This window comes from Pseudomonas kielensis (assembly GCF_014236655.1).
In the GTDB taxonomy this organism is placed as follows: Bacteria; Pseudomonadota; Gammaproteobacteria; order Pseudomonadales; family Pseudomonadaceae; genus Aquipseudomonas; species Aquipseudomonas kielensis.
Genome location: NZ_JACMYG010000031.1, coordinates 14,279 through 40,745 on the forward strand (window position 1 = coordinate 14,279; position 26,467 = coordinate 40,745).

Here is a 26,467-nt window from a genome sequence, read left to right on the forward strand (position 1 = left end):
CTGGAAGGCTTAGGCGGATTTGCCTACGCTCAAAACGCGACTAAAGCGTGACGGGTAAAAACGTGCCGTCTCGGGCTGTCAGGATGTGGACTTGAGCCTCACAGCTTTAAAATATGGGAGCGCGGGAGGTATTCCGGCAAAGATCAGCCCCTAGTCCACCGACCGATGCGAAAGACAGACAAAGCCAGCCCTTAGCGCTGGCTTTGTTTTTCCCCGTGGCCGCTTCAGAATGCGCCGGTACGAACAACCTGGATCGCACGCGAGCGCGGAGAGATTGCGCTACGTCTGCATCGACAATAAAAGTAGGACCTAATGGTAGAAAAAGCGCCGATACCCGTCTTTCAAGCACCGCGAGACATTGCACTCAAGCTTTTCCGCGAAGCCGGCCGGACCTGGAATGCCACGGACCTCGAATCCATGGGGGACCATCTTTTCAATTTTTGTGTGACCAGTTCTTCACTGCGAGACTGGTTGTTGCAGTCGAAAGGTGTAAAAGGCGATAACGCGTTTCATCAAGACTGGCGGGGTAAAGCCGACGGACTTTTTGGGGTGTGTGCCGATATTGCGAATGCGGCAAAGCATTTGTTGGTCTTAAAAGCTTCAGTGGCGACGAACACCGAGCAGTTGGTCGCGTTAGGACCTAACGGCGCAATACCTGGCTCGGAGAGGTATCGAGACAGTTTCCATATTGTGTTGAGTACCGGCAACACCATCGACCTACTGATGTTCATCCATAAAATCTGTATGGCGTGGGAAGAGACCTTCCGTGCAGATCCAGACCAATCTCCTTTGCCAGCCCACGCTGAATTTTTGCTGACCCGGCAATAAAGTCTGATGCACTCGCTGCCTCATGACGTCGCGATCGGCGCTCCTGGGGCTGGATTCATACCCGCCCAATTGAGGAATGAGCATGAGCGACAGCCCGCACTTGATCCTGACCGCGGAAAATCCGCGCACGGAACAGACCGTTTTTGCCGAATTTGAGCGTTCAGAAATTTGGGCCTTAGCTCAACTGGTCAAGCGCCTCAGTTTCAATGAGTGCCGTGCCAATGCGGTAGACGATGATGAGGCTTATCTCATGACAGACGCACTGGCGAAATTGCAGCGTTTTCTGGCCGGCGCTGGGGTTGCCCCTCGGTAAGTAGCCTCCTTTTCGAATGACGGGCAAGCAGGCAAAAAAAACCGCCAGCCAAAAGGCCAGCGGTCGTGGGGGTTATTGTGCATGCGACGTCTGGAGGACGTAGCGTTTCTCAGGAACCATGATCGTTTCTTCAACGACGTCCATTTCCAGCATGTCGAGGAAGGCCACAAGAATGTCATCACAGGCACTGTCAAACGCTTCGACGACATTGACGCGAGCCCTCAACTGCTCCATCGACCAGTCTTCGAAGTCGCCCTCATCGTCGATACCGGCATGAGAGACACTAAGTTGGCGGGGCGGCATTGCGTAGTTAACTCGTCCTTGGTCGCCGGTTGCACGGCAGGAACCACAGGTGTTGTCACCTTCGGTGTTGCCACAAGCTTTATAGTTGCGCTGGTAACACGTACGGCAATAGGACTTATAGCCTGTCGATTTCCATTCACTGCTCAGCAGTACCAGGTAACCACCTGAACGGCCATTGCTCCCGATCGTGTAGGCCCCGTGCATCTGGGTTACAAAGTCTTGAATCTGCATGTCGAGTTCATCCCAGATATCCGTCTGGATGACCTTGAATGCCTTGTCGAGTTGCTCGGACGACAGCCCCAGATTATGCAGTTTGATGCAGTGCGCATAACTGGTAGACCCGTTCCAACTGTTCATGGTGTTGTAGCGAAAGTGGTCGTTCAGGAACTGAACCATCGACTCTTTGCTGCGGCGATCAATTTTCTTTTGCGACATGTGGGATCCCCCGTTATCTGTGTAATTGAGAGATGCCGAACACGGGTGGTGAAAATAAAAAAACCCGGCGGGTAGCCGGGCTTGGGTGGGTTAAGCAGTTTGCTTGTGCAGTGGCGGTGCCAACAGCTTTTCAACGTACTGACGATCGCTCGCCACCATCCTGCCGGCGATTTCCTGCGTGAGCGTGGCGAAGTCATCGCTGACTCGATTCTGGCTCCCGGCATTGCCGTTAGCTTGCTCCTGCCAGCACCGCTCGTAGGCTGTGACAAGTGCACGTGCATCAGCGAGGCGAATGCGCAAGACGATTGCCATTAAGACCTTGCCGACCTGGTAGGTCGGTGGGGTTTGAGGATCGGTGCTGACCTGGGTAATGGGGCTCGTTTCTGCACTGCCCGCCACTTCCAGGGAAGTCGCGCCTGCACTGCTGATCAACCCACTCAGCTTTGCGACGGACATGTTGTAGATGTCGTTGTAATCATCACCTTCTGGGGGGCGTTCAGCCTCATTGAGCTCGTCATTGTGCGCAACGAGAGCCGACAGCAGTTCTTGAAGATGGATGACTGAAACGTAGCCATTGGGATTGTTCATTTTAGGGAAGCTTCCTGATTGATTGAACTTGCAATCAGGTAATGGCGAACAGGCGATTACACGGAGCCCGGCCGTCGCTCAGGTTTGTGCGCGCATGTGTTTCATCACGATGGGTAACGCAAACCTTTCAGGAGAAGAACCATGAAGTTTCAGAACGCCTTTGATCGCATGACCGCTATCGTTGAATCCGAGCAGTGCATCCTCACCGGCTACCGCCAGGACTTCTATCAGTTCGATCGCGATCACCTGGCCAACACTGGCACGGTGGGTGGTCGCTACGTCTGGGTCCTCCGAGAGAACGGTACACACCTTGCCTCGATCGGTCTGCATCCGCGAGCGACCGAGTTCGTTGAATGCGCACTCAACTCGTTCGAGAAAGTGCAAGCATATGAAATTACCTTGCTGCCTGACGGCGATGCGGATATCAAATCGATCACCGCGGCCAAGGCCCGTGAACTGATCAAAACGTGTGCCTTCGAATTCCAAGGCCGGCACATCAAGCAGAAGGGTAAGTTGTTGGCCACCGTCGACATCCATCCGCAGTACCACCAAGGAAAGTACGGTGGCAAAGTCTGCTTCACCTTCGACGATGCCCCCTCATCTGATACCGAGGTACGCTTCAAACAGATCGCCTTGCACCTGTTCCAAGAACGCGTTGGCACCCTCTTCGCTTGCATGGATGAGGTTACGTTCCATACGCACTGCGCTCGATAGCTGAACAATGTTGCACCCACCGCTGGCCATTCGGTCAGCGGTTTTTTTTGCCCAATTCACTCGAACGACACATCGCGTGATGCGGTCTATGCTGGAACGACACGCGAAAGGGCCCCCTAATGTGCTCCCACTATGAGGCACCAGATAACGATCGCTTGCTTGCCGGATTCGGTGTTGCACCCGACTCACAATTGCCAATCGACCTGTGGCCCACATATGGGGCCGTTCATTCGCCTGCGTCCTGAGGAGGCAGCCGACGACGATCTTCCTGAGTTTGAAGCCCTCACCGGACAATTTGGGTTGCTGCCATTTTGGGCTAAAGATCGAAAGCTGGGCCGGCAGACCTACAACGCTCGCTCTGAAACGGCCAGTACCAAGCCGTCATTTCGGTCAGCCTGGAAAAAGGGGCAGCGATGCGTGGTTCCTGCTTCTTCGATATACGAACCTGACTGGAGGAGCGGTAAAGCAATGCCTACCAGGATCACCCGTACCGACGGTGGTGTCATGGCGATCGCTGGCCTATGGGACCAGTGGAAAGCGCCAGATGGGCAAATTGTTCACTCTTACACCATGCTGACGATAAACGCCGATTCACATCCGTTCATGAAGGCCTTCCATAAACCGAACGATGAAAAAAGAATGGTGGTCATTCTCGCCAACGGATTGATTAAAGACTGGCTTAATTCGAGCGTTGAGCGTACCAGTGATTTTATGCAGCCCTACCCCGCAGACAGGTTGATGGTTGATATCCGCCCCGGGTGAACTATCGACTGCGACACAAAACTCGCCCAGAAAAAAACCCACTCAAGAATGAGTGGGTTCCGATAATGCGTTCAGATCCTTCGAACATTGGTGTTCGTTTTCTAGTGTGATGCGCCTGGACACATTTAGGGTTCGTCCTAATCGACCACCGCAGCGTCTACATTGATGGGCTCGTTCTGTAGATCCCATTCAGCGTCGCCGGTGCTTTTGGATTCGGCCAACGCTACTGCGATGGCGCTTTCCTCATCATCAGCGTCGACCTCCATAACCATCGATCGCAGCTTCGTCTCAATCAATCGTACTTTGTAAGTCTTTGTCATGTGGCTCTCCTGAAAGGTTGTACTTGCTCGAGGAGATGACTCACATCGATGTAGATTTATTCTGCTCTGACAGTAATGTGTAATTGCATTCGACTTGACCTGCCAATTGAGCGTAATTTCATCTCACTTGACCACCTAATTGCATCGCCACTGACCAGTTGTTTGCAGTTGATGGGTGTCAGCGGGTGCCACTCAGGGGGAGCGCGTCAGCCAAGCACTGAAGGACTGCAACGACCCAAACCGGTCGGTCGTGGCGGGCAGAAATTGGCCGATAGCTAGTCCTCAACGCCATTGGTTGACCTCAATCGGCTTGAGGTCAAAATGCGTAATCGAAGGCTCATAATCGAGATATTGATCCAAGGAGAATGTGTATCTGCCTGGCGGAATATTTCGAGTGCTTGCAGGCCAAGCCTCGCTGGTGGCAACTGGCGAACCTGATTTGTCGTATGCAGTAATTTGAACTTGAACACCAACGGGCTCGGCGCAACTATTTTCCAACACCGCCACCCCCTGCATGTAGAAACACTCTGAGCTACTGCATTTATTAATAAACTTGGCGTTCATCGACGATATTGTTATATCCGACAACGAACAGGCTGCACCTGCAAAATTCGTCACTGTAATCAAGGCTAGTGCTACAACGTACTTCATTTATTCACCTTAAGATTGAACGTTAATGCACAGATGATTTTTCCGTACTCAGAAAGGAAGCACAGACTTCGATGAGCATTTACAGTCCTGTTCGTAGCCTGGCCAGGTGTTCTTTCCGTTCAGGGCGAGCCCATCAGCAATATTAAATTTCTGTCCGTTAGCAAGGCGATGGGCTTCATCTCGGCTTTTGGACTCTCCGTCACTCGGGTTAGCCATGCATGGCGCCCCTGAATAGACCCAGATGGCTTCCGTAAGCCCAAGCTTGATTCGCTCGTCGCGAGATATCAGTGACTTGGCTCTTCTCGGCAACCACCTACAAAGGTCTGTCGCCCGCTGCTTCTGTATCCCCAAACTCTTCAACGCCTCAGCCATTTCATAAAGGTTGCCACTCACTGCTGTGCGCAGGGCAACTTCATAAACGAATTCTGCCGATTCGGCTGGGATGTCCTCGGTCTGGACGATGGCTTGCCATAAGTCAGCCTTGACTGCCTCTGTAACCCGAGAGAAATCCCCCTTCACCACCGGGATGCTGGACTTAGACGCTTGCGGTGGCTGCTCTGCCGTGGCTCCCGATTCCGACTTGCCCTTTAAAAAGCGTCCAAACAATGACATGGCCTAATCCTTTTTTCCGTTGTTCGTGGAGCTGGTGGTGAATAGGGTGACTTGTCACGCTGGGAGTCACCACGCGTGCTGGTTCGAGAGACGATCATGGAAAGTATGAGTGCGGTTGGCGTCCAGCCTGACTTCTGTCAACACAGACTAGGGATGCACTCGCTCAAGCCCCTCAGAGAGGCTAGCATCGAGCTAGGAACACTGCACAGTGGGGGATCGAGATGAGTATTGAAGGAGTACGGCTCGAAGAGTTCCTGCTAATCAAGGCGGGGATAGCCGGCGCAGCACACGACCCTTTGCCGACATGACCGTAAAGTTTTAGCAGGCGCCATGCCGAATGTAATGCGTTCCTAGAACACCGACGCGAACAATTACTTCAAGCGCTGGAAAGCTACACGCCAACAATTCGGATATCTGGCGCTGATATGTCTCGTAGTGGTCCAGCGTAAAATCATCAAAGTGGACTATTACGTACACCAAGCCAGACGGTGCAAGAGACTTAATCTGCGCCACCGCAGCCTGAATGGTTAAGTCAAACTTATTAAGGAACTGGGGGGTTAATTCATAGTAAATGGAGCAATCAAATGACTCTCCGGCAACCATTTTATCTATTTCATCCTGAGACACATTGATGGTTTTCACTTCGCAGTAGCACGGCACACCATTAGCTTCGTACGAAATATCCGGGGACTTTTGATTTTTCACGGTTCGCAACAAGCGAATATTGCATAGCTCCTGCGAAACAAGGTACTCGTATGCCAATGCTTCATTCAGTAGATCAAAAAACTGATGCTTTCCACGAAGTTCTCGTGACCCAGGGAATACCTTCTGTGCTTTTTCAGAAAGGACCAACCAAGAATCTGAATCCAGTATGCGGAGTGCATTTTCGTAGACATGCACCTGAGGAAAGGAGTCAGGAAACAAAGACTCTGTTTCACGCCTACTCTTTATCCACCAGTCATTTGGATGTTTCTTTTCTATCTCTTCAATCAGATCATTAAATCCGGGCATGTCATAGCGCCTATTGGGCGACATTACTGTCGTATAACGTTCCTTGTCGTCCTGTCAGCCCTTAACCCATCTATCGACGGGAAACGTGATTGGGGTGCAGGCAAGCCCGATTACGGTAAAGAGGCTAGCAGTACATCACCTATTTGCCACTGGTCTGTCGGCTCGTAGCCCAGCACGGCGGAATCTGCACCCCGACGGATGCCGACCGGCGTAGCCCCGACCCGAAACGCCAAGGGCCTGTATCCTCCCCTCGGCGACCGGGCGCGCACGACCCTGAGTTGCCGTAGCCAGATTTTGAAAGCCGTCGTTCTGAACGTAGAGGTAACCGGCGCGGAGCCGGCCTTAGGCCCGCACGTCAACGGGACGATGTCCGCCCTAGCCGGTTGTCAACGAATTTACGATGGACCGCGGTTCTCCCGAAAACGAAGCGCTCGGCGAGCCTGGCCACCTCATCATTGACCGACTTCACTACCTCGGTCTTGTTCCGGCTATTGATGTTGTGTTCGGCTTTTCGATCATGCGTCGCGATGAACAACTTTGTCGGCGTCAGCGGAAACAGAATCGTGCATCGGGGGTCTTTCAGACCGTAGTACCGCAGATGCGGCATGTCACCGGTCAGCAACTCGTGCTGACTCGCCGACATGTCGAGCACTGACCACTGCATGTTGATGATGATGTTGCCGATGCCGTCGTTCTCGATCACCCTGACGACCATCACCTTCGAGGCATCGTCGATCAGGTACGGGTGAAGCTCTTGCTTGTCAGACTCGTTTTGCGAGTCCGCAAGTAGGTCTTTTCGGAGCGTGCTCTTGAAGGTCTCGCCGATCTCGGCGACCGCCGCCGGCCGGCGATGCAGACTCGCAATCATGAATCGCGTCCAGTCTCCCCGCTGCTCCGCGGTCAGCCCGCTAGTACCGGTGTCCAGCAGCACCTTGAGCGCTTTCGCCGCAGGATCGTCCACCGTCGAGGCCATATAATCCTTTTCGATAATTTGCTTCCGATCGTCGGGGAGCCCCTCCATCGTATAAAGGAAATGCTCATACCCGGTTGCCTTCGGATAGACGGGTTTGGCGATCACGCTCTTGTGTGAACGCGAATATGCGATCAACTGGCCGGTCGTGCTGTCGCACCAACCCTTCAAGTAGAAGACGGGCGAAAAGTGGTGTTTTTTCGGTTCGGTCATTATGCCTCCGCGATGTGGCGCTTTCTTGAGAGACCGCTCCTGGCCGATTTTTGCCTCTCGCGAAGGGTTCTAACCGACCCAAGGCAGCCATTCAAATGCATCATCAGCTTCGGGGCGGGCTTTAACCCTCATGGGTGAGCGAGGCGAACGACCTTGAAACGTTTGTTAGGCCGCTGATGATATCCAACTGTTTTCACCCTTGTAGGGCCAGCTGAGATGAGTGAGCGGCTCTTGGGTTGGCAAAATATGAGAATTCGTAGTCTCCCGAGCGTTCACGAAAGAAAATGACTCCGGCCAGGGTGGGAGTCTCATGGAAGACGCCCCCGTGTAACTCGTTGACAACGTGATGAACTTCCTCGGGCTCAACAGAAGCTGTGAATTCACCAAAAACAGCGACGACATAAGGCACGCCTAATTTCTCGATGAGCTTGGTGTAGGCATTCACTTTCTGCTGAATCTTGGAGAACAGATGGTTTGGTGGGATCGTTACCCAGCCCGCCCATGAGCCACGAAATGAAAGCCCTTTGGAAATTTGTACGTCGGTTTCTCGGCGCTGATGTAGCGTATATACGTCCACGATTTCGATAACTTGATCATCGGAATCCCGTACGACCCAGTCGGGTGTCTGTCTACCGATTTTTTGCTCATAACGCCAATTCGAGCCTTGGCTTCTAAGATGAGATCCTAAAATCAGTTCTCGATAAGTGTGAAAGCATTGCTCATCAGACTCTGATAGAAATTTGCGCACAAAGGACGCAACGTCGGCTGGATGAATCTCGCTGAGGAGCTTGTAGATTCTCTTGTTGATGTAGTCGTTTCCAGCCAGTATTCCGAACTGCATCTGTCGGCCTATCGCTTGGTTAAGGGGCGGGCATTGCATCGTGGGCATTCTTTACTGAGAAGCGGAATCATCAAGAAGCAGTTTGGGCAAACGCCATTTTGATCGAGTGGCGGTGCTGTCTCCTTTGTTTCAGAGGTCTCAGCAGTTTCTGGGGCACCGGTTTGTATCGAACTTGGTGATGCGAGTAGGACTGACTTCTGCGTTTGAAATTCAGCATCAGTTAAGAGCCCCTCGGCACGTAGCGCTCCAAGTTTGCGGATTTCATCTGCAACCAAGGCGGAAGTAGCGGTCGACGCTTGTGGGCGCGACATATCTGCTTTTTGCGGTGCGGCAATCGCTTTGATTGACTCTAGCTGCCGCTCATGCTCTTCCCTGCGAAGTCGCTCGCGACTTTCCTCCTGCCTGTTCCGTGCGTTTGCTTTTGCGTTTTCGTCCACAAGATCCCTCATGACTAGGGCGACAACCAGTCCAAGCAATGGAGAAAATAGAAACGACAACAGAAAAAAACCGACTCCGCTTCGGCCGCGAGAAATGGCGAGAGCAGAAACACCCCAAGCAAGCAATCCCCAAATAATCAGAAACAGGAACTCCATCAATGTTCTCCAAGTTGATTCATTCATAGATTAATGGAGCTGGATCTCTGGCAGAGGCAGCGCCGTTTCGCAGATTGACGCCTAATTGAAGATTCAACGCAGCAGCCCGACGCTACCTACTTACCGTTAGTCTGTCCACCGACTGCTTGTGGCCGTTCTCTGCCGGTCGTCACTACCGCGTGTGCTGGTCAAGTCGAATGCAAACGGTTGGTCAGCACGAATGCAATTGACTGGTCAGTGACAATGCAAATGGGTGATCAAGTCCATGCAATTACGCAAATTGCACCTCTCGCCGGCAATTAGGGCATCGGTTGGCTGTGAGATTTCTAATCTCACCGGCCAACGGCCCATCGCCACCATTCAACACTTGGCAAAAGAGCGGTTATCCTGCCCCAGCTATGACATGGAAAGGAAAGCGGAGCATGAGATTTAGGATTTGTCCTACAGCTTGCGCCAATGCTTCCAAGTAACGTCATTCTGCCCCAGCTGTAAGCTGGATTCCCCAAGGATGAAAAGGAAGCTCAAATGAGCGGATACGTACCCAACCCGCCGAAGGGCTACCGCAATAGCGGCGTTGAACCTGTTGATATCCACGCCCAACGTTGGGCGGAATACAAAGACCTCCCATCGAAGGAAGATGCAAAGCCCAACACCGTGGGTTGTGTGTTCGCAAAGAGCTGTGACCTCGCTGATGGTGTAATCGATTACAAGAAACCCGTCGGGTTTATCCCTGTTGAGAAAGTGGCCAACTACGGCGAGTTCGCCATTCTTGGTGGTCGTGAGACAGACGCAGACGGGAATATTCCCCTCAAAAAGATCGGTGGGAGCGCCGTACCGACTGCACTGGGAACACTTCTATTAGGCGGAACTGCTACTGCTGCTAGTGTGTCCTGTGGTGGCCTCTGCACCGCTGGAACAGCTGTTGCCGCTGGGACGGGTTCGAGCGCTGCGGGCAGTGCTGGGGTTGTTACTGCTGGTGTTGCTGCTGGAGCTCTAGGCGGATTGGCTATGTTGCTGTGGTCTTCGAGCTTGGGCGATAGCAGCCTATACACGGAGGAACAGCTCCAGTCACTCAAGCAAGCCCGAACGCGTGTCCGCCTGCACATTGAACAGCAGGCCGATGGCACCTTGAAGGGCTACGGGTATAACACCCAGAAGCGCAGCGAATGGGAAATGATTCCTGTAGTGCAGTTCGTTGCTCAAGGCTCCAAGCAAGTGGCCGACTTTGGCAACGGCGTAACGCTTATATGGACGCCGGCCGTAGACCCGTCGAGCATCTCGGGGATTCCACCGTTAGAGGGTGCACCCCAAGCGCCTCAGATTTGGATTTATCCACCCACCGAACAGGCTGACAACATCATTGTCAGCCCGATTTACCCGGACGCCTATAACGACTATATCCTGGTGTTCCCAGCTGGCTCTGGCGTGCAGCCGTTGTACATTGTTGTCAGCGCCCGTCATGAATCCGGCGCTGTCACGGGGCAGGGTCAAGACGTTTCCGGCATCTGGCTTGCTGGCGCTGGCACAGGACTTGGTGCACCAATACCAACGAGGATTGCCGATCAGTTGCGGGGGCAAAAGTTTAAGAGCTTCGACGATTTCCGGGCTGCACTCTGGACTGCCGTAGGCAACGATCCTGAACTACTCAGCCAGTTCAAACCCACCAACCAAGACTGGCTAGCAAAAGGCAATTCTCCGTTCGCGCCGAAAGCAGAACGCAACGGCGGGAATGGTCGCTACGAGATCCACCACATTGAGCACATTCAACATGGCGGCGCCGTTTACGATGTTGATAACCTCTCCGTAGCCACGCCAAAACGTCACGCTGAAATTCACAAGGAAGACCGGCAGAAATTATGAACAATACATTCAGTGAGTACACAGAAAGCGAATTCGTCGCCCTGCTTCAGCGCATCAAAAGCCACGACGGCACGGAGCCAGAAGTGGATAAGCTGGTGTTCCACTTTGAAGAGGTGAGCGAGCACCCTGATGGTTCTGACCTGATCTTCTACCCGGAAGATGAGGCGGATGATTCAGCCGAAGGTATCACCCAAACAGTCAAGGAATGGCGTGCGGCTCAGGGTTTGCCGGGGTTTAAAGTCGAGTAACCGCGCCGATAAAAAAAGCCCACTCAATGAGTGGGCTCAGGTGTAACGTTTTAAGGACGAAGCAGATAGTCGCCCTGAATGGCAGCGTTGGAAGGCACCGCGCTGTTGGTTGAGGCTTGAGGCAAACGGCGAGTACCGTCGTCAACGAGATCCTCGAGGACTTCGGCCAACTTGCGAACATTGACCTTTTCGACGGTAACGCGAGCAATCGACGTACCTTCATCCTGCAAAAGCAGTTTGAAGCCACGATCGTCAGCATCGTAACCGAGCACCACAAAACCGCGGTGTTTGCAGGTATTGACCCGAACCTGAATCGCCGGACGGCGGCCATTTTGAACATCATCGTCACAGTCGCGCATGAGGATGTAGTCCGGGTTAGCCCCTGCGTCCAGCAGCAGCTGCCACATGGTCCGTTGGTTATCAGGTGTTCTGAGGACCTCGACCAGTTCAATCATGCGCAGTAGCCGGCGAGAGCGAATGGAATCGCGATCAATCGGAAGCTTTGCCTGATCGAAACCGTCCTGCACTTCTTGTTGGCTTACAAATGTTTTGATTTCGGTTTGCATCGTGACTCTCCTGAAAGTTGGGCCAGACGTTGCGAAGGCCTGGTAGGAGGTGATGCCGCACATGGATGTGTAGGGAGCATTTCGACCCATAAAAAAAAACCCGCCAGGTGGCGGGTTTGATGAAGCGTTGATGGTGTTTGATCTTCACACGAGGGCCCAAGAAGGAAGCTCCTCGCACTCGGTGAGACTAAAATCACTTGGTCGCTCGAAGATCTCGCCTTTTGCATTAACGAGTGAGTTTTGCAAGTCCTTCATCTCTTCCCGGGTTGCTTCCCTGAATGATTCGGAAGCTTCGCTTCGCTGGACCTGCATGGCCACTACAAATTGTGAATCTGCATCAATAACAAAACGAGTCAGACGCTCGTTTTTTTCCCATACAAAAGTGTGACGCCAGTCACCAGTGATCAACTGATACATTCCGTTTTCCTTCAATGAATGGTTGGATATTCGGCAGCAGGCCTTGTGCAAAGGAATGCTTCACACGAACGCATAGTTGAAATTACTCAAAAAAAAACCCCACCGATGTGGTGGGGCTGGGGATGCGTTATCTTCGATCGTCACAGACGCTTCTCAGTGTCCTGTCGACCAGGTCACCGTCGAAGCTGATGATCACTTCTACATTTCTGCAATTGGAACTCAAGCTACCCAGGGTGCGGGCAGCGATGAGATAGCCGTTAGAGTCAGTCTGACTTGCTTCACCGAACAAGATCGAGTTGCCAACGACCGCGGCGAGCACAGCACGGCCGCCGTCTTCTTCAGACCAACTGGGCGACACAGTATTGCGCGGAATGACCTGGTGGTTGCAAACCCGAAAATGCTCGTACCGCTCAGAAGCATGTTCAATTGCAACAGAATCACAGCCATCAACCTGCCCCACGTAAATCACAGGAACGTTTTGCCCGTTGACACGTACAACCGTTGACATCCGGGTAGCGGCTACTTCCATCACTGCATCGGTGGCTTCAGAAGCCTGACCAATCAGCGGTAAAAAACCACAAAGCCCCATCAGCACTACCAATACATTGCGGATTTTCATGAGGTTCTCTCGTTTCAGAGTTGGAATTATGAAGCCAAAGCCAGACGCCGGGGGGAACTGGCGTGCAGGATCACCTGTTTGTTTTTGGAGCTTGCGAGGGTGTTGCCTTGAACGATCAGGATTTCTCCTATTTCAACTCTGTGCACTGCACAGTTGGCGGCGAGCTGTATGGCTGTCATCCGTGCGCATATAGCGTCCAGATCGCAGCCGTAAAACTTCCACCGGAATAGCTCTTCTGGACCATGGTTTTCAAGAATTTGATTAGCCCTGGCCAGCAGCATTACCCCACTGCCACACGCAGGATCGGAAAGCACCTTTCGTCCTTGAGCCATTGATACCGGCTCAGGATCAAAGTTGGCCATCATTACTGCAATGTTCCAGGGCGTGAAAAACTGCCCCAAAAGCTGTTTGCCACCTTTGCTGCTGAGCTCGGCGTAAACCGCCCCAAGGATGTCTTTGAAAGGCTCCTCCTTGGCCACCATGTCGTCATAGCAAGCAATTGCGTTGATCACCCGTTCTCTAGCCTCAACGGGAGTTGGGTACCAGGGCTGAAATCCCCAAACCTCCATCACCGCGCTGAGGAAATAACGAAACATTTCTGCTGGCGAGTACCGGCATCCATCACCGAGCGCGTCGACTAGCGGTTTCGCATAGGACGGAACATTTTGAGATAGCTTGTTAGCCATGAAGCGCACCCTTGAGTGATTGAACGTATGGCCAGTGATGGTTCACATGAGCCCGCAATCGACCTTGGCGCGTTTACAAGCAGGCAGAAAAAAGCCGCCCTCAAGAATGAGGGCGGCTGGGGGGGGGTTAAACGCCTTCGTCGGCGTTGTCTGGTGGGGTAGGCAAACTGCTAAATGGCACCCAGATCCTGGCTTGAACAAATGCCCCGCTCTCGCACAGAGATACGGAAGCATTCTCGTCAAACTCCAGCTCATCATTTGCCAGGTTCTCTTGCACCCACACGCGGTACCGTTCCTTCAAAGCCTCGGGAGACTCGAGTTTGAGCTCTTCAGGGCAGAAAGGGTTTTCGCACGCGTTTTGGTGGCCAGCTTCATTGGACGACGGGACAGCTGCGAGGTCGCAGTAGGCGAGATCGTTGCCTTCGGCATCGCATACGGAGATCACGCACTCGCGCCAATCCTGTGGATCAGCAATGTAGATCCCATCCTGCGTGAGGTACAAGACGCGACCTTCGGTATGAGGACGCATCAGGGCCATGCACCCGCCACCGGTGTGATATTCCACGAACCCATAAGCCGAGACAGGGTTTACCAGCGTGTGGCCATCTGGCGAAACGTAAGGATTGCGGATTTCCGTTCCTTCGTGAATGAAAGCCAGCAATGCCGAATCGTAAGGTGCAGGCACATGTTCACCCGCTGCATCCGTCAGAACCATTGGAGTAGCGTTCAGCTCTTTGGCGGCGTCAGAAGTGTTTGAGGACAAGGTTTGATCGTTGTTTTGCATTGCGAAGCTCCAGTTCGTTGTCATTTCAAAATGGAGATGGTCAACACGGCCCCACAAGAAAAAAAGCCGCCCTCTGTGAAAGAGAACGGCTGGGTGCATCATTTATCAGTTGCAGTTTTGGACTGAGTTGAGCGCAACCATCCCACGGGGGCGCCTCGATCTCACTAAGCGCTGCACGCCACGAATTTTGGTGACGTGATCCACGCCATCATCGCCGAAGTCGAGTCATCGCAATCCCAGCAGCCGCGAGAGGTATCAAACGCGCTGACGTCAAAGTCAAACTCGCTCCCGTTCTCTACCTGGCCAGATTTGTCGAGGTATACGCCAACAAGGTGCCCATCTTGAAGCCTGCAAGCCATGTCCTGGCCAATCAGTAAAGCTTGCCCGGGTTTCCCAGCCAGAAGAGCCCGATAGGCAGCAATCGTGTCTGTGTACGTCATGTCGTCATTCTCCTAGAAGGTTGTCATTGCTAACGGTGATGGTTCACAGGGGCGAGCAAAGTGAAGGCGAAAAAAACCGCCCTCGAAAGAGCGGTTGGTGCAGCGTTGGTCAAACGTAGGCTGATACTTGCAGGCCCTTTCCATCATCTTCTTGAGAGATGCCACCCTCGTTGGTGATTGTCACATCGGACACTGCGGCATCACGAAACATCTGGGCCACTTTCTCAGCCACTTGCGGCTGATCGAATGGCACAACCGTGAACCACGCTTTAGAGGCCGCACACCAGCGACAGCCATAGCCACCAAACCAGCCATTGGCTTTGTTGCCGCCGGTAGGTGGTTCGTAGCCGATGATCTTGCTGATGCGTTGCGCGAAAGCCTCTGGAAACAGCACCAGGTTCTCCGACATATCGAACTCCTTGATCAAGCGGCTTCACGGATGCCCAGACTGGTCATCTGCTTCAGTTTTGCGATGAAGCGTTCGCTGGCAGTAGGGCTGGCCAGCTCGGGGAGTCCCACGTAGTGGTTCATCCCCCCGCAGTAGTCTTTTCGGCCATTGCAGGTTCGGTACATCACCCGCAACTCACCGGTCATGACGTGAACCATCAAGTACAGCTGTTCCGAATGAAGTGTCACCTCGCCCATCACCCCGTTACCGCCCTTGTTGGAACGAATCTCATAGGCCTCAGGCGACAGCTTGAGAGCCCCGGCGATTTCCAACAACAGACGCTTACCAGAACGATGCAGCGTTTCTTTTTTGACACGAGTTTCCAGCAGCGCTTTTGGGACGTTCAGCATGTTTGTTCTCCTCAGGGGGTAGCGGTCACTTGCGGTGGCCTTGAGCCTGGTGATGCTGAACAGGGTTGCATATTCGATACTGACAGAATCTTCAGTCCTTCGAAGACCGAGGCGTAAAAAAGCGAAAACCGCGGCTGTCACCCCACGTTAAAAACCGTTTCATTTACCTGATTTTATTGGGATTTTTGGTTGTGGCTGGTCGAATTTAAAAATACCATTGATTTGATATCAAATCTGCCAGTATTATAAATTCATGTTATCGAGTTTTTTTCGGAACGCCCCCAAAATCCCAGGACGAATTACTCCATGCACGACAAGAACAATCGCTTCAACCCTCGCCTCTCCCTGCTGGTCGCCGCCATCGGTTTGGGCCTGAGCACCCCTTCCGCACAAGCTGCGTCCTATGGCATTGATGTCTTCGCTCCTACCCTGGGTACCTCGATCAATGGCTACAACAGCCGCTTGGGTGGATCGGGCGACGGTGAGATGCTTGTAGGTGGCCAGACCAACAGCTCTACCGGCATCACCAGTGCTTTCCAATGGACGCTGCTGGGCGGCAAGCAATACCTGGCAAGCCTCGGCAACGAAGCGACAGCCAATGCGGCGTCGAATGATGGCAGTGTCATCGTGGGCAGCTCGCTGGATAGCGTGAGCGGTAAAGATATTGCTGTTAGTTGGAACAGCACCGGCATTCATGCGATGGAACTGCTCAACAACGGCTTCACCTCTGAGGCCCTCGGGGTTTCGGGAGACGGCAGCGTGATTGCCGGTTATGCAAATGATGGTCTGACGGGTAACTTCACCGCGGTAACCTGGAACTCCGCCGGCAATCTCACCAACCTGGGCTATCTGAGCGACGGTACCTACAGCTTTGCCTTGGGTGTCTCCGCCGACGGTCATGTGGTCGTCGGTTATGCAGAAAACGGCAACATGGGCGGCGACATGGCAACCCGCTGGATTAATGGTGCCAGTGCCGAAAGTTTGGGCACTCTGGTCGGCGGCATCAGCTCCCGCGCCAAAGCAGCAAGCGCAGACGGCACCTATATCGTCGGCTTTGGCGATTCGTCGGATTCTGCTACCGAAGCTTTCATCTGGTCCCAAGCTTCCGGCATAAAGGGGCTGGGGATGCTCACCGACGGTACCCTCTCTGCCGCCAACGGCATTTCTTCAAATGGAGCAGTGGTAGTTGGCGTTGCAGACACCACCGGCAGCGTATTTACCGGTTTCCGCTGGACAGCAGAAACTGGCATGCAGTCGCTGGTGCAATGGCTGCAAGACAATGACCCGTCCTATGCCCTGCTGCCCGGTAACTCCCTTGACACTGCCACCGCAGTTTCGGCTGACGGCAATACCGTGTTCGGCATGGGCACCCTGAACGGCCGCGACCAACCTTTCGTGGCGCGCTCTTACGGTCCAATTTCAGTACCGGCTCCGGTCGTGACTCCGCCTGTTGTTACCCCACCAGTCGTTACTCCACCGCCATCGGGTTCCGGCGGTACCACTCCACCGACATCTGGTTCGGGCAGCTCCACCCCACCGACTTCGGGCACCGGCGGTGGCACCACTGGTGGTTCTGGCACCCCGACACCCGGCGGTAGCGACACCGACACTGCTTACCCAGTACCACCGACTGGCGTCATCGGCCTGTATGACCTCGGCGACTCGCTGAACAATGCCAGCCTGTACGCCGAAGCCATGCAAAACCAATTGCAGGGCTTCGTTCAAGATCAACTGAACTGCACGACATTCGACACCAAAGGCATCTGCGTCAATGTCAGCGCCCAAATGACCCACCACAATGGCACCGTACAGGGTGACAACACTTACGGCGGCCTCACTATCGCCTACCGCATTACGCCGGATCTCGTCGCGGGCATCGGCTACCAAGGCCCGAGTTCGTCGTTGAAAATCCACGATGACCGCGTAGAAGGTGACACCAATACCGTCGGTGCCTTCGTCGAATACGGCAACCGTCTGAAGCAAGGTGTCTTCGCTCGAGGCGCCGTCGCAATCTCCGAGGGAGACGCAACTATCAAACGCTCCTACCTGACCGGTGCTGGCACCTCGGCATCGAAGGGTAAATCCGACATCAGCCAACGCGCCGTATCGGGTCAGGCCGGCTATGTGTTCATCGTTAAAGACAACATCGCGGTAATGCCGTATGTCGGTCTCGATTACCTGGACACCAAGCTGGACGGGTATACCGAAACCAGTGGCCCATACCCGGTCCAATTCGACAGCCGTACTCAAAACAACGTCTACGGTACTGCTGGCGTAACCGGTAGCCTGAACCTGGGGAACAAGGCAATCCTGTCGGCCAACCTCAAACACGTCGAGCGCCTGAACAACTCGAACGATGATCTGAGCGGTGAAGTGCTGGGCGTTTCGACCTTCGACCTGAAGCAAGACACGACTGAGCGCTGGGACGAAGTTGGGCTGGGCGTGCAGTTGGCGGGCCCGGTGAAGGCGTCACGTGTTGGTGTGTCCTACGGGCACCGCTTCAACAGTGATAAGGCTGTGGCAAGCGATGTAGCGACAGTGTCATTCTCTGTGGGCTTCTGACCCTCGCTGGATGACAAAACGCTCCGCAATTGCGGGGCGTTTTTTTATCCATCCAAAATAGATTTCAAAAACTGCGGACATAAAAAAGCCACTGACATGCAGTGGCTTGGGTGAAACGTTAGTTTACGGTCGGCGCAGGTTTGTTCACCAGTTCCCACCATTCGATGAAATCAGCTGCAATGCCTGGCTCACTCTGCGGAAAGTCGAGAACGACCTTGTTGAGATGATCGATGGTGTGCGAAGGCTCACCTTCCTGTGTGCAGTACAGCAGTTCAAACGTCTTGCGACTGGCGAGTTGGAAGCAAAGCAACCGTTTATTCGGGTCGGTGTAGTAGACGCGGCAATTACCCGAGTCGACCATTTTGAACTTCAGGGCCAGTTTGGGAATGGACGGTTTTGCACGAAGCAGTTCACGGTTGGCGGTTACCAACGTGCGCAGTGCCTCGATGTCGATATCAAACGTATCGCCATCCGGAAACAGCTCAGAAGCAAACAACGCTTCGAGATCCGACTTCAGTGAATCAGCTACCAGGCAACATTCCATAGAGTCAGAAGCTCGCTCGGCAATCCACGCCTCACGATCAGCTTGGTCCTCGAAGGCCTCATAAGTCCCATCGGTTTTCTCCTCACGAGACTCGGCCATCAATTTGGCGGTAAGCATGCATGCTTCCCAGGCGTCGGACGCATTTACACGCTGGGAGAACGACCCACTATCGTCTTGTGGCCAGCGAAGGGTCACGTAGTACAGCTGAACAGCGGTTGGGGTCGAGGTAGCTTGTTGAGTCATTTTGTTCACCAGTTAATTAGTAGATTCGAGTGAGCAGCGATTGCAATCGAGAGCTAGTGTTTGTGCACCGGCATGAAAGGCATCCAACAGATCTGGAACGTCAGAGAAAAAAGGGGATGGCTCAGAAGAAGCGCCCCACCCGTACGCCCAGGCACGATCGCGAGCTTCCTGAAATTTCATTTCGGCTGGCGCTCTCCCATCGGTTTCCCGAGACAGGAGGACACCTAACGCCCAATCAGCACGTGCAGAGAAAGCGAGTTGAAATAAGGTATTCATAGAGGGCTCCAAGTGCGTTTGCTTAACACTTGGGTGATGTTGAACAGGCAGCCATAATGAAATTTCGGAAGCCCGGGCGTTTGGGCAAATAGTGACTCTTTAGGAGCATGTTTTCCTTGTAGGAAGCAGAGCGATGCTAAAGAATCATGGCTTATTGATATCGGGGACAAAACAGCTATGTTGCTGACCATCGGGATGTTCATCGCGGCCTTTGCTGTTATCTGGCTGATGCTCGTTTTCTTGTTACTCATACACGAATCAGGTCACTTGATACCGATGCAGAAGATGGGAATCAAGCCCGACAAATTGATCATCGGCGGGGTGAAACTCTTTTCATTCCGGAAGTCAGGGATCATTCACGAGGTCGGCTTGATACCGCTTTGGGCCTACGTGGTAAGCACGGACTACGAAAAGGCGTCTTCTCGCCAGAGAGCGATCATTGCGGCCGGAGGCCCGCTTATCTCGGCCCTCACCGGCATTCTGTTTTTTGGCGTTTATTACTTGTTTCCTAACTGGCAGACGCTGGTTGCCGCACAGGGTTCGATTCTTCTGGCGGTCACGAACATCATCCCCCTGCCTCCACTGGATGGTTGGACCATTGCGGAGCACTTTCTAAAGCAGCGTGGGATCCACATCGACGACCGCAACCGCAAAGTGCTCCTGGGCATCGGAATTTCGACGATAGTTTTGATTACCCTGGTGCTCTAACCAATTACATTCCGCTGTGCGACCTCTCCTGTGGCAAGTAACCCCTCAGGAGATCGACAAATGAACACCCCTTCCGTAGCACAATCCCCCCAAAAAACACGCCCAGGCTTCTTCGAGGAAGCCTTTCGCGATGCTGTAATACCGCAACACCTTCGCACCTTTGCGGAAGCCTTCTGCACACGCTTCGAGGTTCGTGGAATCTGTGATCCCATGTACTGCGCCAACGTCGCCGCCTTTGAAACGGGACTCGGGGATGGCAGCGGAAATTTCAACGCTGTTAAAACGCCCACGGAAGCAGACATCGCCATTGTGGCCGATCGATTGCTTTTCGCTTATTCAACCTGCATTTCCGCCGCCTCCACCGGCACAACGCAAGAAACCATCGCAACAATGCTGCGCGATGCCCTAAATGGTTCCAGCCTCGAAGAACTGCTGCCGGCCCCTGTGCCAGCCCTGCAATCCCATTAACCATCCACCCGCCGCCTGCATCCGCAGGCGGTTTTTTTTTGCACCGAACATACTGTTTTCGTCTTTTCGGATACTGATGGCGTATTGTCGCATGTTAATATTCGGAGATATTCTGACAAGGAGTTGACCATGCTCAGCCCGCAGCACATTCCTACCCTCGACACTCAGCAGCCCAGTGTTTGCGAGAGCGGCGTAGCCTGGCTACCACAGGTGGTCATTGATCTTTCGTTCTGGCATGGCGGGCGCAAGCTGAAGGATTTGGAGAGGTTCGAATGGCCCGGGGATATCGTCGAGGGGCCAGCGCTGGCGCATGCACAACAAAATTGCGCTCTTTTCGGTATCGAGCAGTCATCCACCCTAGAAATGTGGGCGTTCCGTTCGGATTGGATCATCGCCAAAACACGTTCGGAGATAGATCAGCATTGGTCCTCCGTAGCGCCTAATCCACGCGCAGCACACAAGATCTTGGTGAGTCATCGACCGGTATGGTCGTCGAAGCAAGGTACGCTACCGCCGTTACTCCAGTGGCGGACATTCGAGGCCGGGTTCATCAAATTTGTATCCGTGAAAAGCACCTTGTCCCCCAATGATGACTGGTCGGAACAGATCACCGCTCTACTCGTCGAGCCGGCGCTCATGGCTGGTCTGCAAGACTTGGCACTCGTCGATGGGCGGATCACCGACCTCAAGGTAGTTCATCGCGGCCATTGCGGCGGTGGTTCCCAGCTCATCCTGGTGACGGGTACCGTCCGGGTGGCCATCGGCCCGCATGCAAACCGGTCAAGTGAGCCAGACGTTGAGCAGGCGGTAAACAGCTTCTTGGATGTTCAACTGTTACCAACTACCGAGCTCCTCGAGCTGGATACGAGCGACACCGTCTTGAGGCCAACGGCTTGGCGCATAGCGATTATCCCAGAATCGATTTAAAGGATACATAACACGTAGCAATACTTCTGTTATGATCAGCGCGCCGTTGAATCTTTCTGCTCTATGCCCACCATCGTGGCCGGGGGCAAGACACCGCTTACATGCTCCTGTCTAGCATCACCGAAAGCAAGTTCAACGATTTTTGACTTTTGGAGATATTCCGATGGACGCTATCACCGTGCAACAAACTGAAGCTGAGCATCAGATGGACCTGGACTTCCGGCTGCAAATTTTCCCGGGCAGTATCAAGAAAGCGATGGCCAACGGAAATCGGGATGTTGTTGAGGCAGAAGAGGTTCCGATACTGAAATTCGGCTCCAGCGACCTCTGGAACATCGACCCACGGTGCATAGAGGTAATCCCCGGCTACAACGTTCGGGTTAAGAACGCTAAGTACGCCGAGAAGGTGGAGATTCTCAAACAAAACATGATGGAATTTGGGTTTTCCAAAGACAGCCCGTTGAGTGTCTTCGTTACTGATGAAGGTGATGGAAAAACCTCGTTCAAATTGAAACGTGGCCACCGACGCCTCGAAGCTGTTCTAGCAGTTATTGCTGCTGGAAAACCGATCAAGACTGTTCCATGTATAGTCGTAAAAGACGCGATATCCGAGCAGGATCTGACTGAAGATCTGGCAACCGGAAATAGCGGGGATCCTCTCTCCTCATACGAAAATGCCATCGTGTGTAAGCGTATGAGCCGCTGGCACCCTGACGATCACGCCATGATTGGTTTGAGGCTTGAACTCTGGCCATCGCAAGTGAGTGATTGTTTGCTTTTGATGAACGGCCCGGCCGAAATCGCGAACTATGTTCGCGACGACCTTATTTCTTTCACGCACGCTATAGAACTGCTGAAAGATCACGGCCCTAAAGCCTTGGAAGTCATCGAACAATCGCTGGCACGATCGAGAGCCGCCGGCAAGACAAAGCTAATGCCACGCTTTGTTCCGGGGAAGGTGATCAAGAAGGCTGTTACTGCTGCGGCGCCGGCGATGAAAGCGGCGATCGACGATATCAAAAAAGACAAGGCGTTCAGCCAGCTGTCCCCTGAGAACCAACAGAAACTAGAAGCGATCTTGGAGCAATTCAAGAAAGCGGAAGAAGCTGAGGCCCAGTTGAACGCAGATAATCCTACGGATGAACCTGAGCTAAACCTCAAGCAAGCAGAGGTATAAGTGTTGTTGCAGCCCCTACAGTATCCACTGTAGGGGCTTTTTCATGTCCGCCTGGAAAGCCAGGTAGCCAGTCTCATCAACCAGGTAGCCCTGACCTGTGTCCGTACTACGCTTTCACCCTTCTTCCATTCCACAGTGACCACTCCATCGGCACCCGAACACAAAAACGAAAAACGAGTGAAGCTGCGGCACTGATCGCACGCTGCCAGGCCTTTGAGCCTGTAGGTATCTGCCATGACCATGCAGACCATACCTCGTTGATGCTGTGCACGCAGAACCCGGGCGCATTGGGCGCAATCGATTTCTAATTGATCGAGACGTGTGCCATCGGCAAAGAAAAGGGGCAACAGCATCTTCATGGGTTTTTCTGAATACCATTGCGTTACAGCCTTGATTACCACTTCGTCAGGCACTGTTGCTCTCCGTACTGTGCTCTCTGTTCCACCCATCGTTGACCGCCTGTAGATAGACCAGCACCCAACCTGGTGCTTGCCGCCCTCCTCGCTCCCAATGCCCGACGGCCGCGTAAGCGCGATCAAGCTCTGCGGCCAGTTGTTGCTGAGTCCACTTCAGGACCTGGGTTCGAATACGACGAATATCATCCCCTGAAATGTCGGTTGAGGGGGAAGAGACTTGTCGCGACAGCAAGGCGCCGGTTAACGACAATACGGCGGCAGGCACAGCCCCACGCTCCCATTTAGCAACTTGGGCACTGGACACCCGTAGGACTTGGGCAAGTTCACGCTGGGTTAGACCAGCAACCCGGCGCAATACTGCCAGATCGCCCTCGCTTGCGACGGTTAGGACGATACCGTGCTCCTTGACCATATCGTCGCGGTAGCAGCGTGCAGCCTTCTTGGCACGCTGTGGACCGCCGTAAGCCTGGTCGCGGAAATGGCGATCGGCGACGAATTGGCCATCCTTCATCAACCGAACACGCCAACCAGCATCTGATGGAGTGGCGACCCGGTGATCCCGGGTGATTCCCTGCATCTCGGGATCGGAGTGACGACGTACGGCTCGTACCGGTAGCGGGTTTGGTCGAGGCCCTATTTTCAACGGGATATCAGTCGACATAAATCGTCCAAGTAAGGTCGATCAATCCGCACTGCCATCAACAGCACTGCCCGCGAGCTCGTTGACCTGGTCATCGGCTGCGTAAAACCTACCGCCCCCCAGCAACATGGTAGTCATGCCCATATCGGGCAAGGTCAGTTTCGATGCGTCATCGGCATTTGCGCCTTTGGGCTGCACCTTTGCCGGCATGGGGATGGTTGCTGCTTGAAGAGGGATTGGCTCCAATGAGCTCAATGCGTTCTGTGGCCGTGATTGAGGTTTCGGGAGCGGCAACGGATTGGACCGCCGGGGCATCAGTAACGGCTCACTCCCCTCCTCACTCTCCGGTAGTACGGTTGTCATTGAGCTTTCAAGGGTGTCGAACAGTTCATCAGACCGGGACATCAATTTTCGGAAAACTGAGTCTGTGAGGTCCTGATGCCGGCGAAGATTGCCGATGGCGCGAACGGTATCTGTAGATATCGCGTCCAGAGCATGTCGAAGTTCTGTCCTGGTCGCGTGGGTCAAGTAGTTGCTCTTGAACAACGTGCGTTCAGCCTCCTCTATGCGGACTGCAAGTTTTTCCATCGCCCTCAGCTGCCGCTGTTCACGCTGTTCCTGAGTTTTGGAGAAACGGCGGACGCGTTGAAGCCAGTAATACCCCCCCGCAACCAGGGCAATGGCCATGCCCGATGCAATCACCGGTGATGTACCTGAATGAGGGCTCTCCGGAAACAGAGAAAAACCGTAGGATGTCGACACCAAAAGGGGCCCCGTCAGCACCCCTGTTACCACTGCCAAGACCATTGGTTTGTACATATGAGCTCCAACGCCAAGCTTGCTTGTTAGAATGATGTTTAAGATACATAACGCGTAAACGTACGCCTAATGCATTACACCCTTTCAAGACGTTCTTGTCACGCTGAAAGAAGAACTCAACTCGATGCACTCGTGGTTTAGTCCAGAGAATCTGACGCTGAAGAACAGGGTCTGCCTCGCCAGCAAACCTCTGGGGGGCAATGCCGTCAGTTATTAATTCGTCCCCTTCGTTCTGCGAGTTCGAAAAAGCACCTGGCCCGATCGCCACCGGGTATCACAGCCAAGATCCGTTCGAAGTCACAGGTATAAGCTTCCCCAAGAGCTTTCCATCAGATTTCATCCGGATCAATAACTACATCTGGTCCAATTTGAAGGACCCTGCCTTGGCACCGGCGATAACGTCTGATTTCAAATTGGTCAGCACCGTCTCGCTCTCCTGGGCGACACCGTGGCCACGAATCCCTCCAGTAGGCACCCAGTAGGTTTTTCCTGTACCTGACTCAATCACTTTCCGGTGAAGGGTCACCGAGTAGCTGTAGAGCCGCTGGCCAGGCATGTAGTCGCCGGTCTCGACGATCGCGAACAACTGGTAGTCGCTCCCAAGCTGGGAAACGGCCGTAGGAAGGTTTGAAACGATCGTGTCCTTGATCTGGCCTTGGGGAATGTCGGTCGCGTTCGACGACAAGGTCATTTCAACCGCTTGAGCGTTCGCCCAGAACAGGCAACCGCATAGGATGGCCGACCACTGAAGCTGTTTAATCATCATGAAATCTCTACAATTGAAGTTAGGCTTCACAGGCAACCGGGGCGAGCTCAATGCACTCCCCGCGCTGTTGAAGCATCATGCTAAAAATGCCGGTATCGATCGGATCTCCCTTGTCCACGTGCTCCCGCAGCATGCGGCTCAGTGTTATGGCTGAGCATTGATCCTTACGGTGCCACCCATCACGCCCCTTTGCGCGAGACTTGGCCATCTTGACCTTCAGCTGCACCGAAAACTCGTTAATGGCTTCCTCGTCCTTTTCGGACTCAGCAGCGGCCTCGGGCGCGTTATAACGGCGAATAAGCGAATCCCCCTCACCTTTCACCGGAATCAACACGTCGACTGCGCCTAACGCATTCAGGGCGCGTGGTACCACTTCTGGATTCGCTCGATATGCAGTGCTCAGTGCGTCAAGCCAAACGCGCTCGATCGCTAGGCCGTCGGTACCGGCCTTCGCGAGGGAGCCTGCCTCATTTTTGGCATCCATCAACCACAACATCGTATTGCAGGACGGGCATGGCTTCGCATGTTCAGGGGATATCAACGTTAATTTCGGATCAGCAAGGAATCCACTGCCGTCGCATTGCCGCACACCGTCGTGATATCGGCACGGGTGATTTTGAGCCGCGGACTCGCCCAGGTTGAATTCATCTTCTGCCAGGACAGTGGCATCCGCCGTCCGTGCTATGCGGGCGAGTTCGCGGGCTGCTTCATCTGGTGGGAAGTCGGCAAGATCACGAATCAAACGATTGAGCCTCCGCTTGAGGTAATCCATATCGAGGCCAAACCGATTCTTTCCCGCGCAGGCCGGGCGGACTTGAGCTAATCCATCGATTACGGCCTGACTGATTCGCGTGAGGTACACGAAGTCTGGATTCTGTCCTTCCGCATGCCCCGCCGCGTAAAACCACTCGTCACCGAACAGATCAGTCATGAGAATTGAGGGCAGCGATTCAAAAGCCATATAACCACGTAAGCTTTCGCAAGCGTTGTAGAGCCGGCGAGCTTCATCCTTCTCGAGAGAATCGTAATCGAGACTGATGCCGAGACGCCGCTCCACGACGACACGTTTGGCATAGGCCACAAGCAGAGACTCGTCGTATACCGTCTGCCTCATCATCGGTGCCAGTGCTGATGCCAAATATTCAGCGTTCTGCCAGGCAACGAATTCAGCGATTGAGTTGGCACCGGTGTTGTTCCACTGATGGCTCCAGCTTCGCCCAAAGCAGGTAACTGTAAGGCTACCGCGGTACCGCCCTAAATCTTGCAAGATACACGTCACAGGATCGAGCGCATCCGCGCCTGTAATCTCGAGTTTTTGGATCGTTGATGCCTCAACCTGCATGGTGAAC

General features: G+C 53.7%; 32 protein-coding genes and 1 pseudogene. 11 read left to right on the top strand and 22 right to left on the bottom strand.

Annotated elements, in window-relative coordinates:
* Positions 1–312: 312 nt before the first annotated feature.
* Both H7995_RS22915 and H7995_RS22920 read left to right on the top strand, forming a co-directional pair.
* Complete coding sequence (locus H7995_RS22915; protein ID WP_185818922.1) at positions 313–828, top strand: hypothetical protein; 516 nt, start codon at positions 313–315, stop codon at positions 826–828.
* 82 nt (positions 829–910) lie between these two features.
* Positions 911–1,141 (top strand): DUF7706 family protein, encoded by a 231-nt coding sequence (locus tag H7995_RS22920; protein WP_185818991.1) that lies wholly within the window; start codon positions 911–913, stop codon positions 1,139–1,141.
* A gap of 72 nt (positions 1,142–1,213) precedes the next feature.
* Here H7995_RS22920 and H7995_RS22925 read toward each other — a convergent pair whose 3' ends face one another.
* Positions 1,214–1,879 (bottom strand): cysteine protease, encoded by a 666-nt coding sequence (locus H7995_RS22925; protein ID WP_185818923.1) that lies wholly within the window; start codon positions 1,877–1,879, stop codon positions 1,214–1,216.
* 90 nt (positions 1,880–1,969) lie between these two features.
* Positions 1,970–2,467 (bottom strand): hypothetical protein, encoded by a 498-nt coding sequence (locus tag H7995_RS22930; protein ID WP_185818924.1) that lies wholly within the window; start codon positions 2,465–2,467, stop codon positions 1,970–1,972.
* 141 nt (positions 2,468–2,608) lie between these two features.
* Between H7995_RS22930 and H7995_RS22935 the strand changes: the two genes are divergently transcribed.
* Both H7995_RS22935 and H7995_RS22940 read left to right on the top strand, forming a co-directional pair.
* On the top strand, positions 2,609–3,181 hold the full coding sequence (locus H7995_RS22935; protein WP_185818925.1) for a hypothetical protein: 573 nt from the start codon (positions 2,609–2,611) through the stop codon (positions 3,179–3,181).
* Between the two features lie 119 nt (positions 3,182–3,300).
* A pseudogene (locus tag H7995_RS22940) lies at positions 3,301–3,943 on the top strand (SOS response-associated peptidase).
* 137 nt (positions 3,944–4,080) lie between these two features.
* On the opposite strand, the gene H7995_RS22945 reads toward H7995_RS22940, so the two are convergent.
* From H7995_RS22945 to H7995_RS22975, 7 genes are all read right to left on the bottom strand, one after another.
* Entirely contained in the window at positions 4,081–4,263 is a 183-nt protein-coding gene (locus tag H7995_RS22945; RefSeq protein ID WP_185818926.1) for a hypothetical protein, read from the bottom strand.
* 282 nt (positions 4,264–4,545) lie between these two features.
* Positions 4,546–4,914, bottom strand: coding sequence for a hypothetical protein (locus H7995_RS22950; protein WP_185818927.1), 369 nt, complete (start codon positions 4,912–4,914; stop codon positions 4,546–4,548).
* Between the two features lie 48 nt (positions 4,915–4,962).
* On the bottom strand, positions 4,963–5,526 hold the full coding sequence (locus tag H7995_RS22955) for a hypothetical protein (RefSeq protein ID WP_185818928.1): 564 nt from the start codon (positions 5,524–5,526) through the stop codon (positions 4,963–4,965).
* Positions 5,527–5,844: 318 nt separating this feature from the next.
* Positions 5,845–6,537, bottom strand: coding sequence for a hypothetical protein (locus tag H7995_RS22960; protein ID WP_185818929.1), 693 nt, complete (start codon positions 6,535–6,537; stop codon positions 5,845–5,847).
* A 355-nt stretch (positions 6,538–6,892) separates the two neighbouring features.
* Complete coding sequence (locus H7995_RS22965) at positions 6,893–7,720, bottom strand: DUF4238 domain-containing protein (RefSeq protein WP_185818930.1); 828 nt, start codon at positions 7,718–7,720, stop codon at positions 6,893–6,895.
* A gap of 193 nt (positions 7,721–7,913) precedes the next feature.
* Positions 7,914–8,561 (bottom strand): hypothetical protein, encoded by a 648-nt coding sequence (locus tag H7995_RS22970; protein WP_185818931.1) that lies wholly within the window; start codon positions 8,559–8,561, stop codon positions 7,914–7,916.
* Positions 8,562–8,569: 8 nt separating this feature from the next.
* Positions 8,570–9,154 carry an SHOCT domain-containing protein gene (locus tag H7995_RS22975; RefSeq protein WP_185818932.1) on the bottom strand — a complete coding sequence of 195 codons (585 nt, stop codon included), beginning with the start codon at positions 9,152–9,154 and terminating at the stop codon, positions 8,570–8,572.
* A gap of 525 nt (positions 9,155–9,679) precedes the next feature.
* Between H7995_RS22975 and H7995_RS22980 the strand changes: the two genes are divergently transcribed.
* Positions 9,680–11,014: an S-type pyocin domain-containing protein gene (locus tag H7995_RS22980; RefSeq protein ID WP_185818933.1), complete on the top strand. Its 1,335-nt coding sequence runs from the start codon at positions 9,680–9,682 to the stop codon at positions 11,012–11,014.
* The gene (locus H7995_RS22985) at positions 11,011–11,262 is read left to right on the top strand and encodes a bacteriocin immunity protein (RefSeq protein ID WP_185818934.1); all 252 of its coding nucleotides are present in this window, start codon (positions 11,011–11,013) and stop codon (positions 11,260–11,262) included. Before H7995_RS22980 ends, H7995_RS22985 begins: the two co-directional genes overlap by 4 nt.
* A gap of 50 nt (positions 11,263–11,312) precedes the next feature.
* Here the strand turns inward: H7995_RS22985 and H7995_RS22990 are convergent, their stop codons facing one another.
* From H7995_RS22990 to H7995_RS23020, 7 genes are all read right to left on the bottom strand, one after another.
* Entirely contained in the window at positions 11,313–11,828 is a 516-nt protein-coding gene (locus H7995_RS22990; protein ID WP_185818935.1) for a hypothetical protein, read from the bottom strand.
* Positions 11,829–11,972: 144 nt separating this feature from the next.
* A complete protein-coding gene (locus H7995_RS22995) occupies positions 11,973–12,245 on the bottom strand; it encodes a hypothetical protein (RefSeq protein ID WP_185818936.1) in 273 nt (90 codons plus the stop codon).
* Between the two features lie 127 nt (positions 12,246–12,372).
* On the bottom strand, positions 12,373–12,864 hold the full coding sequence (locus H7995_RS23000; RefSeq protein WP_206684719.1) for a hypothetical protein: 492 nt from the start codon (positions 12,862–12,864) through the stop codon (positions 12,373–12,375).
* A gap of 26 nt (positions 12,865–12,890) precedes the next feature.
* Positions 12,891–13,550, bottom strand: coding sequence for an N-6 DNA methylase (locus H7995_RS23005; RefSeq protein ID WP_185818937.1), 660 nt, complete (start codon positions 13,548–13,550; stop codon positions 12,891–12,893).
* A 127-nt stretch (positions 13,551–13,677) separates the two neighbouring features.
* Positions 13,678–14,334 (bottom strand): hypothetical protein, encoded by a 657-nt coding sequence (locus tag H7995_RS23010; protein WP_185818938.1) that lies wholly within the window; start codon positions 14,332–14,334, stop codon positions 13,678–13,680.
* Between the two features lie 549 nt (positions 14,335–14,883).
* Positions 14,884–15,183 (bottom strand): hypothetical protein, encoded by a 300-nt coding sequence (locus H7995_RS23015; protein ID WP_185818939.1) that lies wholly within the window; start codon positions 15,181–15,183, stop codon positions 14,884–14,886.
* A gap of 14 nt (positions 15,184–15,197) precedes the next feature.
* Positions 15,198–15,572, bottom strand: a complete 375-nt coding sequence (locus tag H7995_RS23020; protein ID WP_185818940.1) for a hypothetical protein — start codon at positions 15,570–15,572, stop codon at positions 15,198–15,200.
* Between the two features lie 306 nt (positions 15,573–15,878).
* On the opposite strand from H7995_RS23020, the gene H7995_RS23025 reads away from it, so the two are divergent.
* A complete protein-coding gene (locus H7995_RS23025) occupies positions 15,879–18,134 on the top strand; it encodes an autotransporter domain-containing protein (protein WP_185818941.1) in 2,256 nt (751 codons plus the stop codon).
* A gap of 118 nt (positions 18,135–18,252) precedes the next feature.
* Here the strand turns inward: H7995_RS23025 and H7995_RS23030 are convergent, their stop codons facing one another.
* Positions 18,253–18,921, bottom strand: coding sequence for a hypothetical protein (locus H7995_RS23030; protein ID WP_185818942.1), 669 nt, complete (start codon positions 18,919–18,921; stop codon positions 18,253–18,255).
* 453 nt (positions 18,922–19,374) lie between these two features.
* Here H7995_RS23030 and H7995_RS23035 point away from each other — a divergent pair, with 453 nt between their 5' ends.
* The 4 genes from H7995_RS23035 (at position 19,375) to H7995_RS23050 (ending at position 22,477) form a co-directional block, all read left to right on the top strand.
* Positions 19,375–19,905 (top strand): site-2 protease family protein, encoded by a 531-nt coding sequence (locus H7995_RS23035; protein WP_185818943.1) that lies wholly within the window; start codon positions 19,375–19,377, stop codon positions 19,903–19,905.
* A 60-nt stretch (positions 19,906–19,965) separates the two neighbouring features.
* A complete protein-coding gene (locus tag H7995_RS23040) occupies positions 19,966–20,373 on the top strand; it encodes a hypothetical protein (protein ID WP_185818944.1) in 408 nt (135 codons plus the stop codon).
* Positions 20,374–20,502: 129 nt separating this feature from the next.
* Complete coding sequence (locus H7995_RS23045; RefSeq protein ID WP_185818945.1) at positions 20,503–21,300, top strand: hypothetical protein; 798 nt, start codon at positions 20,503–20,505, stop codon at positions 21,298–21,300.
* A 163-nt stretch (positions 21,301–21,463) separates the two neighbouring features.
* Positions 21,464–22,477 carry a ParB/RepB/Spo0J family partition protein gene (locus H7995_RS23050; RefSeq protein ID WP_185818946.1) on the top strand — a complete coding sequence of 338 codons (1,014 nt, stop codon included), beginning with the start codon at positions 21,464–21,466 and terminating at the stop codon, positions 22,475–22,477.
* A gap of 41 nt (positions 22,478–22,518) precedes the next feature.
* Here H7995_RS23050 and H7995_RS23055 read toward each other — a convergent pair whose 3' ends face one another.
* The 5 genes from H7995_RS23055 to H7995_RS28325 all read right to left on the bottom strand — a co-directional run bounded on the left by H7995_RS23055 (position 22,519) and on the right by H7995_RS28325 (position 26,460).
* The gene (locus H7995_RS23055) at positions 22,519–22,890 is read right to left on the bottom strand and encodes a hypothetical protein (RefSeq protein ID WP_185818947.1); all 372 of its coding nucleotides are present in this window, start codon (positions 22,888–22,890) and stop codon (positions 22,519–22,521) included.
* Positions 22,883–23,554 carry a helix-turn-helix domain-containing protein gene (locus H7995_RS23060; RefSeq protein WP_244647810.1) on the bottom strand — a complete coding sequence of 224 codons (672 nt, stop codon included), beginning with the start codon at positions 23,552–23,554 and terminating at the stop codon, positions 22,883–22,885. The genes H7995_RS23055 and H7995_RS23060 overlap by 8 nt, the downstream gene beginning before the upstream one ends.
* 21 nt (positions 23,555–23,575) lie before the next feature.
* Positions 23,576–24,352 (bottom strand): hypothetical protein, encoded by a 777-nt coding sequence (locus H7995_RS23065; RefSeq protein WP_185818948.1) that lies wholly within the window; start codon positions 24,350–24,352, stop codon positions 23,576–23,578.
* A 352-nt stretch (positions 24,353–24,704) separates the two neighbouring features.
* Positions 24,705–25,118, bottom strand: a complete 414-nt coding sequence (locus H7995_RS23070; RefSeq protein ID WP_185818949.1) for a hypothetical protein — start codon at positions 25,116–25,118, stop codon at positions 24,705–24,707.
* A gap of 19 nt (positions 25,119–25,137) precedes the next feature.
* Positions 25,138–26,460, bottom strand: a complete 1,323-nt coding sequence (locus H7995_RS28325; protein ID WP_206684720.1) for a phiTE_072 family protein — start codon at positions 26,458–26,460, stop codon at positions 25,138–25,140.
* Positions 26,461–26,467 lie beyond the last annotated feature (7 nt).

What these genes read in the sequence shown, in the direction of transcription:
- H7995_RS22915 (WP_185818922.1), top strand. Translation starts at nt 313, where the DNA reads ATGGTAGAAAAAGCGCCGATACCCGTCTTTCAAGCACCGCGAGACATT.
- H7995_RS22920 (WP_185818991.1), top strand. Translation starts at nt 911, where the DNA reads ATGAGCGACAGCCCGCACTTGATCCTGACCGCGGAAAATCCGCGCACG.
- H7995_RS22925 (WP_185818923.1), bottom strand. Translation starts at nt 1,879, where the DNA reads ATGTCGCAAAAGAAAATTGATCGCCGCAGCAAAGAGTCGATGGTTCAG.
- H7995_RS22930 (WP_185818924.1), bottom strand. Translation starts at nt 2,467, where the DNA reads ATGAACAATCCCAATGGCTACGTTTCAGTCATCCATCTTCAAGAACTG.
- H7995_RS22935 (WP_185818925.1), top strand. Translation starts at nt 2,609, where the DNA reads ATGAAGTTTCAGAACGCCTTTGATCGCATGACCGCTATCGTTGAATCC.
- H7995_RS22945 (WP_185818926.1), bottom strand. Translation starts at nt 4,263, where the DNA reads ATGACAAAGACTTACAAAGTACGATTGATTGAGACGAAGCTGCGATCG.
- H7995_RS22950 (WP_185818927.1), bottom strand. Translation starts at nt 4,914, where the DNA reads ATGAAGTACGTTGTAGCACTAGCCTTGATTACAGTGACGAATTTTGCA.
- H7995_RS22955 (WP_185818928.1), bottom strand. Translation starts at nt 5,526, where the DNA reads ATGTCATTGTTTGGACGCTTTTTAAAGGGCAAGTCGGAATCGGGAGCC.
- H7995_RS22960 (WP_185818929.1), bottom strand. Translation starts at nt 6,537, where the DNA reads ATGCCCGGATTTAATGATCTGATTGAAGAGATAGAAAAGAAACATCCA.
- H7995_RS22965 (WP_185818930.1), bottom strand. Translation starts at nt 7,720, where the DNA reads ATGACCGAACCGAAAAAACACCACTTTTCGCCCGTCTTCTACTTGAAG.
- H7995_RS22970 (WP_185818931.1), bottom strand. Translation starts at nt 8,561, where the DNA reads ATGCAGTTCGGAATACTGGCTGGAAACGACTACATCAACAAGAGAATC.
- H7995_RS22975 (WP_185818932.1), bottom strand. Translation starts at nt 9,154, where the DNA reads ATGGAGTTCCTGTTTCTGATTATTTGGGGATTGCTTGCTTGGGGTGTT.
- H7995_RS22980 (WP_185818933.1), top strand. Translation starts at nt 9,680, where the DNA reads ATGAGCGGATACGTACCCAACCCGCCGAAGGGCTACCGCAATAGCGGC.
- H7995_RS22985 (WP_185818934.1), top strand. Translation starts at nt 11,011, where the DNA reads ATGAACAATACATTCAGTGAGTACACAGAAAGCGAATTCGTCGCCCTG.
- H7995_RS22990 (WP_185818935.1), bottom strand. Translation starts at nt 11,828, where the DNA reads ATGCAAACCGAAATCAAAACATTTGTAAGCCAACAAGAAGTGCAGGAC.
- H7995_RS22995 (WP_185818936.1), bottom strand. Translation starts at nt 12,245, where the DNA reads ATGTATCAGTTGATCACTGGTGACTGGCGTCACACTTTTGTATGGGAA.
- H7995_RS23000 (WP_206684719.1), bottom strand. Translation starts at nt 12,864, where the DNA reads ATGAAAATCCGCAATGTATTGGTAGTGCTGATGGGGCTTTGTGGTTTT.
- H7995_RS23005 (WP_185818937.1), bottom strand. Translation starts at nt 13,550, where the DNA reads ATGGCTAACAAGCTATCTCAAAATGTTCCGTCCTATGCGAAACCGCTA.
- H7995_RS23010 (WP_185818938.1), bottom strand. Translation starts at nt 14,334, where the DNA reads ATGCAAAACAACGATCAAACCTTGTCCTCAAACACTTCTGACGCCGCC.
- H7995_RS23015 (WP_185818939.1), bottom strand. Translation starts at nt 15,183, where the DNA reads ATGTCGGAGAACCTGGTGCTGTTTCCAGAGGCTTTCGCGCAACGCATC.
- H7995_RS23020 (WP_185818940.1), bottom strand. Translation starts at nt 15,572, where the DNA reads ATGCTGAACGTCCCAAAAGCGCTGCTGGAAACTCGTGTCAAAAAAGAA.
- H7995_RS23025 (WP_185818941.1), top strand. Translation starts at nt 15,879, where the DNA reads ATGCACGACAAGAACAATCGCTTCAACCCTCGCCTCTCCCTGCTGGTC.
- H7995_RS23030 (WP_185818942.1), bottom strand. Translation starts at nt 18,921, where the DNA reads ATGACTCAACAAGCTACCTCGACCCCAACCGCTGTTCAGCTGTACTAC.
- H7995_RS23035 (WP_185818943.1), top strand. Translation starts at nt 19,375, where the DNA reads ATGTTGCTGACCATCGGGATGTTCATCGCGGCCTTTGCTGTTATCTGG.
- H7995_RS23040 (WP_185818944.1), top strand. Translation starts at nt 19,966, where the DNA reads ATGAACACCCCTTCCGTAGCACAATCCCCCCAAAAAACACGCCCAGGC.
- H7995_RS23045 (WP_185818945.1), top strand. Translation starts at nt 20,503, where the DNA reads ATGCTCAGCCCGCAGCACATTCCTACCCTCGACACTCAGCAGCCCAGT.
- H7995_RS23050 (WP_185818946.1), top strand. Translation starts at nt 21,464, where the DNA reads ATGGACGCTATCACCGTGCAACAAACTGAAGCTGAGCATCAGATGGAC.
- H7995_RS23060 (WP_244647810.1), bottom strand. Translation starts at nt 23,554, where the DNA reads ATGTCGACTGATATCCCGTTGAAAATAGGGCCTCGACCAAACCCGCTA.
- H7995_RS23065 (WP_185818948.1), bottom strand. Translation starts at nt 24,352, where the DNA reads ATGTACAAACCAATGGTCTTGGCAGTGGTAACAGGGGTGCTGACGGGG.
- H7995_RS23070 (WP_185818949.1), bottom strand. Translation starts at nt 25,118, where the DNA reads ATGATGATTAAACAGCTTCAGTGGTCGGCCATCCTATGCGGTTGCCTG.
- H7995_RS28325 (WP_206684720.1), bottom strand. Translation starts at nt 26,460, where the DNA reads ATGCAGGTTGAGGCATCAACGATCCAAAAACTCGAGATTACAGGCGCG.